Annotated in this window: 15 protein-coding genes; 7 read left to right on the forward strand and 8 right to left on the reverse strand. The window is 70.8% G+C overall.

Annotation, left to right across the window (positions count from 1 at the left end; translation table 11 throughout):
* Window positions 1-8 precede the first annotated feature (8 nt).
* Complete coding sequence (locus VC184_RS15865; RefSeq protein WP_323986857.1) at window positions 9-1,313, reverse strand: alpha/beta hydrolase family protein; 1,305 nt, start codon at window positions 1,311-1,313, stop codon at window positions 9-11.
* The gene (locus VC184_RS15870) at window positions 1,310-1,609 is read right to left on the reverse strand and encodes a hypothetical protein (protein ID WP_274179514.1); all 300 of its coding nucleotides are present in this window, start codon (window positions 1,607-1,609) and stop codon (window positions 1,310-1,312) included. Before VC184_RS15870 ends, VC184_RS15865 begins: the two co-directional genes overlap by 4 nt.
* Window positions 1,610-1,752: 143 nt before the next feature.
* Here VC184_RS15870 and VC184_RS15875 point away from each other — a divergent pair, with 143 nt between their 5' ends.
* A complete protein-coding gene (locus VC184_RS15875; protein ID WP_112616901.1) occupies window positions 1,753-2,229 on the forward strand; it encodes a low molecular weight protein-tyrosine-phosphatase in 477 nt (158 codons plus the stop codon).
* Window positions 2,230-2,256: 27 nt separating this feature from the next.
* Window positions 2,257-3,639 carry an adenylosuccinate lyase gene (gene purB, locus VC184_RS15880; protein ID WP_274179515.1) on the forward strand — a complete coding sequence of 461 codons (1,383 nt, stop codon included), beginning with the start codon at window positions 2,257-2,259 and terminating at the stop codon, window positions 3,637-3,639.
* Between the two features lie 81 nt (window positions 3,640-3,720).
* Here purB and VC184_RS15885 read toward each other — a convergent pair whose 3' ends face one another.
* Both VC184_RS15885 and VC184_RS15890 read right to left on the reverse strand, forming a co-directional pair.
* Window positions 3,721-4,050: an amino acid transporter gene (locus tag VC184_RS15885; RefSeq protein ID WP_112615279.1), complete on the reverse strand. Its 330-nt coding sequence runs from the start codon at window positions 4,048-4,050 to the stop codon at window positions 3,721-3,723.
* Window positions 4,047-4,697: an acyl-CoA synthetase gene (locus VC184_RS15890; protein ID WP_269268352.1), complete on the reverse strand. Its 651-nt coding sequence runs from the start codon at window positions 4,695-4,697 to the stop codon at window positions 4,047-4,049. The genes VC184_RS15885 and VC184_RS15890 overlap by 4 nt, the downstream gene beginning before the upstream one ends.
* Window positions 4,698-4,816: 119 nt before the next feature.
* On the opposite strand from VC184_RS15890, the gene VC184_RS15895 reads away from it, so the two are divergent.
* Window positions 4,817-5,740 carry an NADP-dependent oxidoreductase gene (locus VC184_RS15895; protein WP_282501708.1) on the forward strand — a complete coding sequence of 308 codons (924 nt, stop codon included), beginning with the start codon at window positions 4,817-4,819 and terminating at the stop codon, window positions 5,738-5,740.
* Window positions 5,741-5,835: 95 nt separating this feature from the next.
* Complete coding sequence (locus tag VC184_RS15900; RefSeq protein WP_274179518.1) at window positions 5,836-6,228, forward strand: GIY-YIG nuclease family protein; 393 nt, start codon at window positions 5,836-5,838, stop codon at window positions 6,226-6,228.
* A 19-nt stretch (window positions 6,229-6,247) separates the two neighbouring features.
* On the opposite strand, the gene VC184_RS15905 is transcribed toward VC184_RS15900, so the two are convergent.
* Together VC184_RS15905 and VC184_RS15910 are read right to left on the reverse strand one after the other, a co-directional pair.
* Window positions 6,248-7,054 carry an alpha/beta fold hydrolase gene (locus tag VC184_RS15905; protein WP_269268355.1) on the reverse strand — a complete coding sequence of 269 codons (807 nt, stop codon included), beginning with the start codon at window positions 7,052-7,054 and terminating at the stop codon, window positions 6,248-6,250.
* 44 nt (window positions 7,055-7,098) lie between these two features.
* On the reverse strand, window positions 7,099-7,431 hold the full coding sequence (locus tag VC184_RS15910) for a DUF3140 domain-containing protein (protein ID WP_112615287.1): 333 nt from the start codon (window positions 7,429-7,431) through the stop codon (window positions 7,099-7,101).
* Window positions 7,432-7,628: 197 nt separating this feature from the next.
* On the opposite strand from VC184_RS15910, the gene VC184_RS15915 reads away from it, so the two are divergent.
* Both VC184_RS15915 and VC184_RS15920 read left to right on the forward strand, forming a co-directional pair.
* Entirely contained in the window at window positions 7,629-8,939 is a 1,311-nt protein-coding gene (locus VC184_RS15915; protein ID WP_323986860.1) for an HNH endonuclease signature motif containing protein, read from the forward strand.
* Window positions 8,940-9,046: 107 nt separating this feature from the next.
* Entirely contained in the window at window positions 9,047-10,021 is a 975-nt protein-coding gene (locus VC184_RS15920; RefSeq protein WP_269268360.1) for an intradiol ring-cleavage dioxygenase, read from the forward strand.
* Here VC184_RS15920 and VC184_RS15925 read toward each other — a convergent pair.
* Window positions 10,004-10,993: a bile acid:sodium symporter gene (locus tag VC184_RS15925; protein ID WP_274179196.1), complete on the reverse strand. Its 990-nt coding sequence runs from the start codon at window positions 10,991-10,993 to the stop codon at window positions 10,004-10,006. The two genes, VC184_RS15920 and VC184_RS15925, sit on opposite strands and share 18 nt — an antisense overlap.
* 87 nt (window positions 10,994-11,080) lie before the next feature.
* On the opposite strand from VC184_RS15925, the gene VC184_RS15930 reads away from it, so the two are divergent.
* On the forward strand, window positions 11,081-12,103 hold the full coding sequence (locus tag VC184_RS15930) for a zinc-dependent alcohol dehydrogenase family protein (protein WP_274179195.1): 1,023 nt from the start codon (window positions 11,081-11,083) through the stop codon (window positions 12,101-12,103).
* Window positions 12,104-12,208: 105 nt separating this feature from the next.
* Here VC184_RS15930 and VC184_RS15935 read toward each other — a convergent pair whose 3' ends face one another.
* On the reverse strand, window positions 12,209-14,263 hold the full coding sequence (locus VC184_RS15935; protein WP_323986862.1) for an alginate lyase family protein: 2,055 nt from the start codon (window positions 14,261-14,263) through the stop codon (window positions 12,209-12,211).
* Window positions 14,264-14,273: the final 10 nt, after the last annotated feature.

Genomic DNA, 14,273 nt, shown 5'->3' on the forward strand with positions numbered 1-14,273 from the left:
ACGCACCATCAGTCGGGCCTCCGCACGCGGTAGGTCGTGACCTCGGCGGACTCGTCGCCCCCGAAGGCCGCGATGCGCTCCTGGACGTCATCGACGCGGGGATCGCCCGAGGCGTCGGCGAGGGCGGCGGTGTCGCCGTAGGCGTCGATCGAGTGAGCGCCGAGCGCGACGTCCGCCATGCCGGGCGGCGGATCGGCGACCCGTTCGACGACGATGCTGCCCGCCGCGCCGGCACGATCGGGGTGGCCGCCCGACTGCAGGGCCGGGACGAGATCGTCGGTGTGCCGCACCGTGACCTGCAGCGTGGCGTCGCCGGGATCCGCCTGCACGGGAGAGCCGAAGGTCACGTTGCCGACGACGCGGAAAGGTCCGCCGACGCTGAGCCGTGACGTGATCGCGCCGCCCTGCGAGTACCCGACGGCGAGCACGGCGTCTCCCGGCCGTGCGCCGGCTGCGCGGAGGGCGCTGACGACCGATTCATACGACGCCGAGCTGCGGCCCGCGTAGAGCTGCACGTTCGATGACATGTCGAAGGGCTCGCGGCCGCCGAACCCGAGCGGCGATCGGGTCCCCGCGACGTAGACGGCGAAGCGGCGCTCACTTCCGTCACCTCCGTAGCGCTCGACACGGATCTGGTCGCCTTCCTGAGGGATGCGAGCAGCGAGAGCAGCGAGCGTGGTCGGAGCCGCCCCCGCCACGGGCGCCGCTGATCGCGTGACCTCGACGACCGGCGGCGACGCGTTCCCGCCCCGGTCGGGCGTCGCACGCCCCAGGCCCAGGGCGCCGAGCGCCGTCAACGCGAGGCCGCTACCCGCGACGGCGGCCCCGCCCAGCAGCCCGAGCGGCACGACAGCGCCGCCGATCTGGCGTTGGAGCTCACCGTGCCGCAGCAGGGGCCACGTCGTCAACAGCAGGTCGGCGCGTGCGGCCGCCCCGGACGAACGCTCGCGCGCCTCATCGATGCGCCGGTCGAGCGAATCCGTCACCCGCCGGTCACCGCCGGCAGCGGCCCGACGCGCCGCCTCGAGCTCGACGATGTCATAGACGTCTGCGGCATCCCGCAGTTTTCCGGCGAGGGCGGATGCCTCGGCCGAGAGCTCGTCGAGGAGTCGTGCGAGGTCGGCGCCGAGCGCCGCCGCGGGCCACGCGGTCGCCTCGTGCGCGGTGAGCTCGCGTGTCGTGGTCTCGAAGGCGCGGCCCAGTCCACCGCAGCCCGTCGACAGGCTCACGAGCACGGCGGCCGCCATCCGGAGCCGCTCCGTGTCGACCGCGATGACCCCGCCATCGCGGATGTCGAGGGAGTCATCGCTCACGGGCCACCCATCACGAGGCGAGCCTGCACGTGGCGCAGTTCGTCGTCGAGGCGTTCGATTCGAGCGGAGGCGTCATCCGTTCGCGCGCGCCAGTCGGCGAGGCGGTCACGGTAGCCGCGGGCCGCGCGGGCGCGCCAGGCGGTGTCGTGGTCGAGATCCGCCGCGCCGCGACGGATCACGTCGAGCTCGTCGCGCAGAGCGGGAAGCCGTGCCCGCAACGACGCGATCATCTCGAGGGTCCGCGCTGCGGCGGACTCGCGTCCGAGACCGGAGGAGAGGACGAGAGGCGAGGTCATCCCGCCACGATGCCCGCCCGCGCGGACGCGGCATCCTCATTCGACGCCACCGGGGACGAGCGCGTGCGCCGATACGTCTGTGCAGGAAAGGCTCGATCCTCCAGAATGGGACGGTGACCCGACGCGCCGAGCCCTTCCGCGTCATGTTCGTCTGCACGGGGAACATCTGCCGCTCCCCCATGGCCGACGTGGTCTTCCGCTGGTTCATCGACCAGTCCGGGCTCGGCGACCGCGTCGTGTCGGCGAGCTCGGGAACGGGCGACTGGCACGTCGGCGAGCCCGCCGACGGACGCACGCTCGAGGCGCTCGAACGCCGCGGCTACGACGGGCGGGGGCATCGGGCCCGTCGCTTCACGCTGACGGATTTCGATCGCTCCGACCTGATCGTCGCGCTCGACCGGTCGCACGAGCGCGTGCTGTCGAACTGGGCGCGCACGACGGCCGACACCGACAAGCTCGGGTTGCTGATGTCGTTCGACGCGCAAGCGGGAGGCGATCTGGACGTCCCCGACCCCTACTACGGCGACGCCGGAATGTTCGACGAGGTGCTCGCTATGATCGAGAGCGCGAGCCGGGCGCTCTTCCGGCAGCTCGAACCCGCGATCCGCACCACGTCCTGAGCGCCCGTTCACACTGAATGGAGCCTCGTGACCTCTCTGCCCCCGCAGCCCCTGAGCCCGCTCGACGGCCGGTATGCCGCCGCCGTCGGATCCCTCGCCGACTACCTCTCGGAAGCCGGTCTCAACCGCGCCCGCGTCGAGGTGGAGGTCGAGTGGATCATCGCCCTCACCGACCGGAGCCTGTTCGGCAGCTCACCGCTCTCTGATGAGCAGAAAACCCAGCTCCGTGGGCTCTACCGCGACTTCGGTCAGGCCGAGATCGACTGGCTCGCCGCCAAGGAGGCCGTCACCCGCCATGACGTGAAGGCCGTCGAGTACCTCGTCCGCGACCGGCTGTCGACCCTCGGCCTCGACGCGATCGCCGAGCTGACGCACTTCGCGTGCACGAGCGAGGACATCAACTCGGCCTCCTACGCCCTCACCGTCAAGCGCGCCGTCGAGAACGTCTGGCTGCCGAAGCTGCATGCCGTCATCGACGCACTGGGCGACCTCGCCCGCGAGCACCGCGACGCCCCGATGCTCTCGCGTACGCACGGCCAGCCCGCCACCCCCTCGACGATGGGCAAGGAGATCGCCGTGTTCGCGTGGCGCCTCGCCCGCGTCGCGAAGCAGATCGAGGGCGGCGAGTACCTCGCGAAGTTCTCGGGCGCGACCGGCACCTGGTCCGCGCACCTCGCGGCCGAGCCCGACGTCGACTGGCCCGAGCTCTCGCGCTCGTTCATCGAGGGACTGGGCATCGACTTCAACGTCCTGACCACCCAGATCGAGTCGCACGACTGGCAGGTCGAGCTCTACGACCGGGTGCGGCACGCCGGCGGCATCCTGCACAACCTCGCCACGGACGTCTGGACCTACATCTCGCTCGGCTTCTTCGCGCAGATCCCCGTCGCCGGCGCGACCGGGTCGTCGACGATGCCGCACAAGATCAACCCCATCCGGTTCGAGAACGCCGAGGCGAACCTCGAGATCTCCGGCGGTCTGTTCTCGACGCTCGCGCAGACGCTCGTCACGAGCCGGATGCAGCGCGACCTGACCGACTCGACGACGCAGCGCAACATCGGCGTCGCCTTCGGCCACTCGCTGCTCGCCCTCGACAACTTGCAGCGCGGGCTCACCGAGATCTCGCTGTCGCGCGACGTGCTGCTGGCCGATCTCGACGCCAACTGGGAGGTGCTGGCCGAGGCGATCCAGACCGTCGTCCGCGCCGAGATCGCCGCCGGTCGCTCGCGGATCACCGACCCGTACGCGCTCCTCAAGGACCTGACCCGCGGTCGCCGCGTCGGCGGACCGGAGCTCGCCGAGTTCGTGCGCGGCCTCGACATCGGCGATGCCGCCAAGGAGCGCCTGCTCGCCCTGACCCCCGCCGGCTACGCCGGCCTCGCCGACGACCTGGTCTCACGCCTCGGTTGACGCCGAAAACGCGCCGCCCCGCCGAGAACGCTCGGGGGGGCGGTGCGTTTTCGTGTGAACGGTACGCGCTCGGCGGCTGAATCAGCGCCGGGGCGACGAGCCGGACGCCGAGTCGTCGGGGGTCTCCGACTCGTCGGGGTACAGCACGGGGCGGTCGACGCGCTTGCTCACCTGAGCAGGATCGACGGCGAGCATCAGCAGCGCGATGATCACGAGCGTCGCGATGAAGGCGATCCCCGCCACGATCAGGGCGACGACCACGGCACGCTCGACGGACTCGCGCGGGAGCGCCTGGAACGCGCCCATCGACACGAGGGTGATGACACCCGAGAAGATCGCCGCGACGAACGCGAGGCCCAGCAGCTGGACCGGACGCATGATCTCGCGGCGGGTGGGGTGTTCGCCGCTCACGATGCGACCTCCGGATCGGACGAGGGGGATGACGGGACGGATGCCGCGGGCGCGAGCTCCTCGCGCCGCGGCGAGAAGCCGGCGATTCCGAGGAAGACCGCCACGATCGCGGCGTAGCCGCCGAACAGCCCGACGCCGATGGTGATGCCGGTGAGCGTGAAGGCGCCGGCCTCCTCGATGACGTAATCGAGGCGGTAGGCCGGGTTGACCAGCAGCAGGCCGACCACCAGCAGGAGGGTGATCGCACCGATGAGCACCTCGTCGCGCGCGGCCGGAGCTCCGGAGCGGCGACCGCGGATGCCGCCGATCAGCTCTATGGCCCCCGTGATCGCGGCCCACGAGATGACGATGACGAAGAAGCCGGTCGTCGTCCGCAACGGCGGGATGCCGGCGAGGATCGCGGCGACGAGGGTGACCGCCCCGAGGGCGATCGGCAGCGCACGGCGGCCCGCGCGGCGCGTCAGCCACGCTCCGACGAAGAAGACGATCGCCGTCGCGGTGGCGAACCCGCCGAACACCGACATGCCCACGGCGGCGGAGTGATCGGGCGAGAACGTGATCATGACGGCGGCGACGGCCGCGAAAAGGGCGCGCGCGAGCTGGACATGCCGCACCTCGAAGGTGCGGGCGGCGGATGCTGCAGACACGGCGGACTCTCGCGTTTCAGAACGGGATGCCCCCGATTCTACGCGTCCGCCCCGAGAGAGCGCCCGTCAGCGGCATCCCGTCGGGAATCCTGCCGGCCGCCCCGGCGTTTGTCCTGCGCATGAAGGCACTGACGTACAACGAGTTCGGCGGCAACGACCGCTTCGAGATCACCGATCGGGAGATGCCCCACATCGGACCCGACACCCTCGTGGTGCGCGTGGTGGCCGCGGGCCTGAACCCCGTCGACTACAAGGTGCGTGAGGGATACCTCCAGGGCCTGCTCGACGTTCAGCTGCCGGCGGTGCCGGGCTGGGATGTCGCGGGCGTCGTGGAGAAGGTGGGACTGGACACTCCCGAGTTCCAGGTCGGCGACCCGGTGCTGGCCTACGCGCGCGCCGATGTCGTGAGCGGCGGATCGGTCGCCGAATACATGGCTGTTCCCGTGCGCACCGCCACGCGCAAGCCGGAGGGTCTCGAGTTCACCGCGGCCGCCGCGATCCCCCTCACCGGCCTGACCGCGCTGCAGGCGATCGAGCGGTCGGCCGTCGGCGAGGGGTCGACCGTGCTCATCCACGGCGCGGCCGGCGGCGTGGGCTCGTTCGGCGTGCAGCTCGCGCGCCTGCGCGGCGCGCGCGTGATCGGCACCGCGTCGGAGCGCAACCACGACTACCTCCGCGAGCTCGGCGCCGAGCCCGTGGTCTACGGCGACGGCCTCGCCGACCGGGTGCGCGAGATCGCTCCCGAGGGCGTCGACGTCGTGCTCGATTTCGCCGGCGGAAGCTCGCTCGACTCCACGAACGACCTGCTGCGCGAGGGCGGCGTCGTCACCTCGATCGCCGACCCGCGCGCGGCATCCGAGTTCGGCGGCAACTACATCTGGGTGCGCCCGGATGCCTCCCAGCTCGCCGAGCTCGCGCGTCTTGCGGCCGACGGCTCGCTGCGGGTCGAGGTCGCCGAGACCTTCCCGCTCGACGACGCCGCGGCGGCGTACGCGCGTCTGGAAGAGGGGCACACCCGCGGCAAGATCGTCGTCACGGTCTGACGGGCGTGGATGTCGGAGGCGGGCGCGATCCTGGAGTCGTGCCCGCCTCCTCGATATCCGAGATGCCGTTTCCGTGCCGCGTCTGCGGCGGGCGCGTGGGCGAGATCAGCACCGCGACGGACCACTGGATCTGCGGGCGCTGCGGGTGGCGACTCGGCGACGCTTTCGATGCCGACCTGCCCCGCCCGGTCGTGGCCGTCGTCTACTACCTGCGATTCGGCGCCCGCGTGAAGATCGGTACGAGCGAGCGGCCACGGCAGCGGCTCGCCGCCATCCGACATGACGAGCTCCTCGCATTCGAGCGCGGCGGTCGGCCCCTCGAACAGCAGCGACACCGCGAGTTCGCGGCACTGCGAGAGGGCGGCGAGTGGTTCACGCTCACCGGTCCGTTGACCGCGCACATCGAGACGCTGCGGGCAGCGGCATCCGAGCCGTGGCTGGCCTACGACCGCTGGCTCGGCGACGCCTACCGACGGGCGTCGTCGTGAGGCGACGTCCGCCGCCGCGTCATCCTCCGGTGAGGAACTCGATCGCGGTCTGACGGAACACCCGCGAGCCGGGCGCATTGAAGTGATGCCGATCGGGGATCTCGACGAAGCGTCCCTGCGGGGTGGCGGCGGCGAGGGCCTTCGATCCCTCGATGATCGCGTCACGAGAACCTGTGGCGAACAGCACGGGCTGCTCCGGCGCGTTGGCGGGGTCGGGGTCCACCGTGCCCGAGGCGCGCATCCCGCCGGCGATCGCGAGCAGCGCGCGCAGGTCGTTGCCGGGAACGCGCTCGGTGAGCCGCACGTAGTTCTGCGTGACCGGATCGGTCACCTCGGTACCGTTCTCGACGAGCGCTCGCACCTGATCGATGTCGAGGCGGGCGAGCGGGATGCCGTCGGGCACGCCGCCCAGCACGCCGCGGGTGATGCGCGCGGAGAAGTCCTGCAGCACCTCCCAGCCCACGCGCGCTCCCAGGGAGTATCCGACGTACATCGCCGTGTCGACGAGGTAGGTGTCGAGCACCGCCTCGACGTCGGAGGCGAGCTGGTGCAGGTCGTAGTCGGCGGCACGATGCGGCTTGTCGCTTGCACCGTGTCCTCGCTGATCGAGGCCAAGGACGCGGAAACCGGCGCGCTGCAAGTCGCGCACCCAACCGGTCGAGACCCAGTTGTCCTTCGTGTTCGACGCGAAGCCGTGCACGACGACCACCGTCGGAAGGTCGTCCTCTCCCCACGAGTAGGTGGCGATGCGGTGGCCGTCCTCGCCCACGAGGACGAATCGCGGTTCGGGCAGCTCGGTCAGACCGGAGGACGCGGGGATGCTCACGGTTCCATTCTCCTGCTCGGCGGAGGCCTGCTCGGCGGAGGCGGTCACTTCTTCGCGGGGTCGTGGCCCCAGTTCATGAGTGAGTAGCGCCAGGCGGTCTCGGTGATGTCGCCCGAGGGGCGCTGTGCGAGGTGCCGGTTGACGTAGCCGACGACCTTGCGCATGTGCTTCAGGTCCGATTCGGTGAGGTCGTCCTTCTTCGTCCGCAGGAGGTCGACGATGCGCCGCCCCGACTGGTGGCCCGTCGATTCACCGCCGCCGTCCTTCTGACCGACCTCCTTCGACTCGTCGGTCTCGAGCCATTTCTCGAGCTCGGCGGGGCTCATGTTCACAGCGTCGCGGAAGTCGTGCCGCGTCTGGTCGTCGTCGTCGCTCATGGTGCGATGGTGCCCGCGGCGTCTGCCCGGCCGCATCCTCTTGACAGCACGATGAGTCAGCGCGTTTATGCCGCCTTTTCGTGGTTTTTGTCGTCGGCAGGTTGGGCGTTCCCTGCACAATTCGCTTGCTCAGCGACTTATCCACCGTGGAACAAATATCCGATGCGGATGTCGGAGGATGCTGACATTATGGGAACATGACATCGAACGACGATCGGGAATTCGGGCGCGGCGGCGTACCGGGTGGATCGTCGCACGCCGCGGCTTTCGCGGGTTTCGCTGAGGCCCTCGACCTCTTTCACGTCGGGGATGTCGCGCGGATGCGGGCGTTGGCGGAGCTGGGGCGGTCGGCTCTGCGTGAGGCGCGCCGTGACAGCGTGCGAGGCATGGCGTCGGACATGGAGCTGCGGTCGGTGGCAGCCGAAGCGGCGGGGATGGCGCGGTTGACGGACCGGCGCCTGCAGGGCGAGATCGACCACGCGATGACCGTCATCGACGACTACCCCGCGGTGTTCGAGGCGTGGGTGCAGCGGCGGATCGAACGCGGACACGTGGATGTGGTCGTGCGGGTCGGTGCCGGAGTGCCTGCGGAGGTCCGGGGGTCGTTCGCGGAGGCCGCGATCGCGGTGTGCGAGCGGGATGTGCCCTCCCGCGTGCGCGGTGCGCTGGACGCGTTGGCGGCCCGGTTGCATACGCAGAACTTCACCGAGCGGCACAAGGCCGCGGCGGCGGAGCGGTGCGTGCGCGTGTTCCACGGCACGGACGGGATGTCGAACCTCGTCGCCAACCTCCCGACGGTCATCGCCGCCGGGATGCTCGACCGGCTGACGCAGATGGGGCAGTCGGTGAAGGACGCCCGGGCGGAGAGTGATTCCGCAGACACACGGTCGATGGATCAGCTGCGGGCCGACATCCTCGGTGACCTCGTCCTCGGCGGGGCGCCCGTGGTCGACCCGACCTACGGAACCGACCGAGCTGGTGGGCTCGGCGCGATCCGCGCCCGCGTTCAGGTCGCCGTCACCGCGGAGACGTTGATAGGCAAGGACGAGAACCCCGCCGAAGCGGTGGGCGCTGCGCTGATCGATGCTGATACGGCGCGCGAGCTCGCCGGGCAGGTCAGCGAGTGGGACCGGTTGTTCATCGACCCGGTCACCCGTACCCCGGTCGAGATCGACACCTACCGGCCCGCGGCTTCGATGAAGAAGCTCCTGGTGGCGCGGGATCAGCACTGCCGGTTCCCGGGATGCCGCCGGGCCGCGATCCGCTGCGAGCTCGACCACACGATCGATTACGCCCTGGGTGGGCATACCCACATCTTCAATCTCGCCCATCTGTGCCAGCGACACCACTCCATGAAGCAATTCACGAAATGGGAAGTCCGACAGCTCGGCGGAGGCGTTCTCGAATGGACCTCACCCCTCGGCCGGGTGTATCGCGAAGACGTTCCCATACCGGCCGTCTGCTTCACCATCGACACGGGTGGACCACCGGAGAGACCACCCTTCTGACAGCGCGGCCGTCTCGCGTGGGTCTCATATCCGGCGCATAGGTCTATCCAACGATACGGATGGGCTGGCGGGCGATGCTCGGTGCACAACCGACCGAGGAGTCAGACGTGAGCCGCATCCCCGAACCCGATCACACGCCTGCGGGACCGGCCTACGAGGGCCGCCTGCTCGACCGCGCCGACGACGAGGTCGTCGATCAGGGCGCCCCGTTCGACATCCGCACGCTGATGACCCGGCGTTCCATGCTGAGCCTCGCCGGCCTCGGCTTGGGCGCCGCGGCTCTCGCGGCCTGCACTCCCACGGCGACGGCCTCGCCCGCCGCATCACCCACGGCGACACCGACCGCGACACCCACCGCAACACCGTCCGCGACAGCCGTCGCGAACTCGGGCCTGCCCGCCGGCGAGATCCCTGACGAGACCGCCGGCCCCTACCCCGGCGACGGCTCGAACGGGCCTGACGTCCTCGAGCGCTCCGGCATCGTCCGCAGCGACATCCGATCGTCCCTGGAGGGCGGCGCGACCGCGGACGGCGTGCCGATGACCCTCCGGCTCACGATCCTCGACACCGCCCGAGGTGATGTGCCGTTCGCCGGGGCCGCCGTCTACGTGTGGCATTGCGACGCCGACGGCGGGTACTCGATGTACTCGAACGGGATCGAGAACGAGACCTACCTGCGAGGGGTGCAGGTCTCCGACGCGTCCGGCGTCGTCACCTTCACCTCGATCATTCCCGCCTGCTACACGGGCCGGTGGCCGCACATCCACTTCGAGGTCTACCCGGACGCGGCGGCGATGACCGACGCCGCGAATGCCATCGCGACGTCACAGGTCGCCCTCCCCGGGGACGTCTGCAGCACCGTCTACGCGCTCCCCGCCTACAGCGGTTCCGCGCGCAATCTTGCGCAGGTCTCGCTCGCCTCCGACAACGTGTTCGGCGACGATGCAGGCGCCCTCCAGCTGGCCACCGTCACCGGCGACACGACATCCGGATACGTCGTCTCGCTCACCGCTCGAGTCGACACGACGACGACCCCCGCGGCGGGCGCCGCTCCGGGCGGGGTCTCACCCCGCCGACCCTGACCGTTGCGCGCCGCGGCCGCGCATGAGCCGGGGCACGACCGCGACCAGCACAACCATCGCGACGAGCTCGACGAGCGTCTGCGTGACCACTACGAGCGGAGTCAACGCGAATGACGCAGGCAGGGCGAGTGCGAGCGGCAGGACGACGAGAGAGTTGCGCGTCACAGTGCTGAAGACCACCGCCCGCCGGCGCGAGACATCGAGTCCGGCCAGACGGCCCGCGACAATCCCCACCATCACTGCGCACGGCACGAACGCGACGAAGATCGGCACGACGGGCGCCAGCGACACCATCGCATCCCCGACCGCGGCCGTCTGCGAGGCGACCGCGACGAATAGCGTCAGCATCATCACCGGCACCATGGCACGCAGCAGCCCGGACGACACCGACCCGACGCGCGGCGAACGGCGCGTTGCCGCCTGCGCGACGGCGGCGAGCGCAAGCGGAACGACGATGAGCAGAACGAACGCTTCGGCGAACGGGCGCGGATCGATGACTGCGACAGCCTCGCCCCCGGCCATCGCCCACACGTACGCGGGCAGAAGCAGCAGCTGCGTGATCATGAGCAGCGGCGTCGCCGCCAGCAGCCGCTCACGCGATCCTCCAGCGAGGCCCGCGAAGACGACGACGTAGTCCACGCAGGGTGTCAACAGCACCAGCAGCACGCCCAGCAGAAGCGCCGCGTCATGGGCGACGAACCGCGACAGCAGCCACACGACCACCGGGACCGCGACGAAGTTCGCGACCATCACGGCCCCGATGAACCGTGCGTCACGGACGGCCTCCCGCAGCCCGACGAGCGGGATCGAGAGGAACGTGAGGAACAGCAGGACGCCCAGCACGGGGGTGAGCGCCGGTTCGATCGCCTCAGCGAAGCGCGGCATCGCGAGCCCCACGACCCCGCCCACGACCAGCGCCACCAGGAACATCGCCGCTTGGTGCCGTTCGATCACCGCGAGCGCCCGCATCATGCCAGCATGCCGCACCGGAGGCCAGAAGCACCCCGGCAGCCGTCGCATGAGGTGGAATGGGAGAACCGCTACGGAAGGACAGCCACCATGCGCGGAGTCATCATGCACGCCCCCGGCGACGTCCGCGTCGAGGAACGCGACGACCCGACGATCGAGAAGCCCACGGATGCCGTCATCCGGGTGGCCGCGGCCTGCATCTGCGGCTCCGACCTGTGGCCCTATCGCGGCGAGGACCCCATCGAGCGTCCCATCCCGATGGGGCACGAGTACGTCGGCGTCGTCGAGCAGATCGGGGACGACGTCAGCGGGCTCTCGGTCGGCGACTTCGTCGTCGGCTCGTTCATCGCCTCGGACAACACGTGCGAGATCTGCCGCGACGGCTACCAGTCGCACTGCGTCGACCGCGTTCCCATGGGCCGCCTCGGCTCGCAGGCCGAGCGCCTGCGCGTGCCCCTCGCCGACGGCACCCTCGTCGTCGTCCCGGGCGAGCCCACCGACGACCAGATCCGCGGCCTCCTGGCGGCATCCGACGTGCTCGGCACCGGCTGGTTCGCCGCCGTCGCCGCAGAGGCCGGCCCCGGCAAGACCGTCGCGGTCGTCGGCGATGGCGCCGTCGGACTTCTCGGCATCCTGTCGGCCAAGCAGCTCGGGGCCGAGCGCATCATCGCGATGTCGCGTCACGCCGACCGCCAGGCCCTCGCCCGCCGCTTCGGCGCCACCGACATCGTCGAAGAGCGGGGCGCCGACGGCGTCGCGCGAATCAAGGAGCTCACCGACGGCCTCGGCGCGCACTCCGTCATCGAGGCGGTCGGAACCCAGGAATCGATGATGCAGGCGATCCGCTCCACCCGCGCCGGCGGCCACGTCGGCTACGTCGGCGTCTCGCACGACGTCGAGCTGCCCGGCGCCGAGCTCTTCGGATCGGGCGTGCACCTGCACGGCGGCCCCGCCCCGGTGCGGCAGTACCTGCCCGAACTGATCGACCTCATCATGTCGGGGACGATCGACCCGGGTGCCGTGTTCGACCTGACCCTGCCCCTCGACGACGCCGCCGAAGGCTACCGGGCCATGGACGAGCGCCGCGCGACGAAGGTGCTGCTCACGCTCTGACCGGTACCGGGATGCACGGCATCCGATCCGACACGCCGTCGAGGATGCCGCCGGCACGGCGCGTCTGCCGCGATCCCTTGCATGCGGGACCGCGGCAGACCTGGCTCAGCGCCGCGTCGTGACCGCTCGCCGGCGCACCCGGGCGACGATGAGGAGCAGGCCGACGAGGCTCAGCCCTGCCGCGAGCGCCAGCGGCGCGGGCGAGACCTCACCACCGGATGCCGCGAGCGAGCCGACCGCCCGGGCATCCGAGCTACCGCCCGGCGCCCCGGCCGGACCGGTGCCCGACGACCCTCCCGACGAGCCTCCCGGCGAACCCGTGTCGCCGGGGGTTCCCCCTCCTGGTTCTCCCGCACCCGGCTCACCCGCGCCCGGCTCACCCTCGCCGGGAGCCGCCGTGACGTCGGCGAGTCCACCGTGGGTGAGGCTCAGGTACGGCGCCGAGTGGATCGTCGTCATGGGCCCCTCCTCGGCCAGCAGCGCTGCGCGCTCGTCGGTCGGGAAGTGGTTCTGCGCGAGCTCGAAGTAGCTCATGCTGTGCGCCGTGAACCCCGCGTCACGCAGGTAATCGATCGTGCGCACGTTCGCGAGCTTCGCTGGGTCGCCCGTGTAGTAGGGGAAGGATGCCGGGTCGGCGACCCATCCCGTCGCGGCGTCCGCGGCATCCGCGAGCCCGCGCCCGTTCGCATTGACGTGATCGAGCACGTCCAGACCGTGCGCCGACAGCGTCTCGGCGACGAGGAAGAGCGGCAGCAGGGAGAAGTGCGTGTACCAGATGCCGTAATCGCCGACGCCGTTGTTCCGGTCGACCTCCTCCGGAAGGTGCCCGTTCTCGTCGATCTGGTGCTCGAGCAGCTCGACGGCGCGCGCGTTCGCAGCGGCGAGCTCCGCCTCGTCGTCAAGGTAGGCCGCGACGGCGGTCGTCGTCTCGAGGGCCCAGCTGCCCCAGTTGTTCGTCCGATGCAGGATCGACGCCGCGACCGGCGTCGCCGTCTCACGCAGGAAGCCGGCGAACACGGCCTCGGACGCCGCGCTCCACACCGACGTGCCGCGCAGCAGCTCCGCGGCGTGAACGAAGGCCGGGAAGTGGTAGCTGAAGGCGAGCGCGGAGTCCTCACGGGTGCGAACGCATTCGACCGTCGTGGTCCAGGAATCGATGAACTGCGCGGCGTGCGCGCCGTAGCGGGCATCACCCGACAGGCGATACGCCAATGCGAGCTCGTAGGCGGTGTTCGCGTCGTTCTGCAGCCCGTCCCGCGCCGCACGGTGCGCGGTCGGATCGTTGTAGAAGAACGGCACGAAGAAGGTCGTCGGAGGAGCAGGTGCTCGCTCGAGACCCGCGTCGGCGGCCGTGAGCAGACGCGCGTACGCAGACGTCTGCGGCTGCTCCCCCGCCGCGATGCGCGCCGACACCGCCTCGATGCGTGCGTCGCTGACGAGCACCTCGCCGCGACCCGCATCCGTCACCGGTGCACCCGACCAGCCGACGCAGTCGGTCGGCACTGGCTCAGCGCGGTCGATGACGCCCGACAGCTGCACGGAGTCGACCGACATCCGGACGTCGCGATGCGCCGCGAGCGCGAACCCGCTACCCGAGAAGGCGGCGTCCGTGACATCGATCAGCGTCGTCGCCTCGCCGACGTCGCCGAGGCCGACCCGAATCCGCTCGCCGTCGAGCGACGCCGTGACCGTGACCGGGCCGGACCCGGGGCGGGCATCGGTCTGCGCTGTGCCGAGCACGGCGACCTGCCCGTCGCCGGCGGCGCGGATGACCGCCAGCTCGCCGCTGTTGCGGACGAAAACGGTGTAACCGGACTGCGTGTAGTCATCGGCCGTGCCGGTGCGCCGCACCGTGAAGCCCGCCCACGCGCTGGCTCCCCCGCCCGCAGAGGCGAAGGTCACCGTCGCCGTCGCCTCCCCGTCGAGGCCGCGGCCGGTCAGCGCCAGGATCGACCCGCGTGACGCCCCCGGCTGCACGACTCTGGCGACGCCGTCCGCCGCCTCCCATGTTCCGGCTGCGGGCAGCCAGTCGGGAGTCAGCTCGTCGAACCCGTCCTCGATCGTCGCGGACGGGGCCGCAGCGGCGACCGCGGGCAGAGCCGGTATCGCGAGCGCGACGACTCCGATCACAGCGAGCGAGAATCTCCATCGATTCTTCATGTCGTACCTT

The organism is Microbacterium plantarum, from assembly GCF_035231185.1.
Lineage (GTDB): Bacteria > Actinomycetota > Actinomycetes > Actinomycetales > Microbacteriaceae > Microbacterium > Microbacterium plantarum.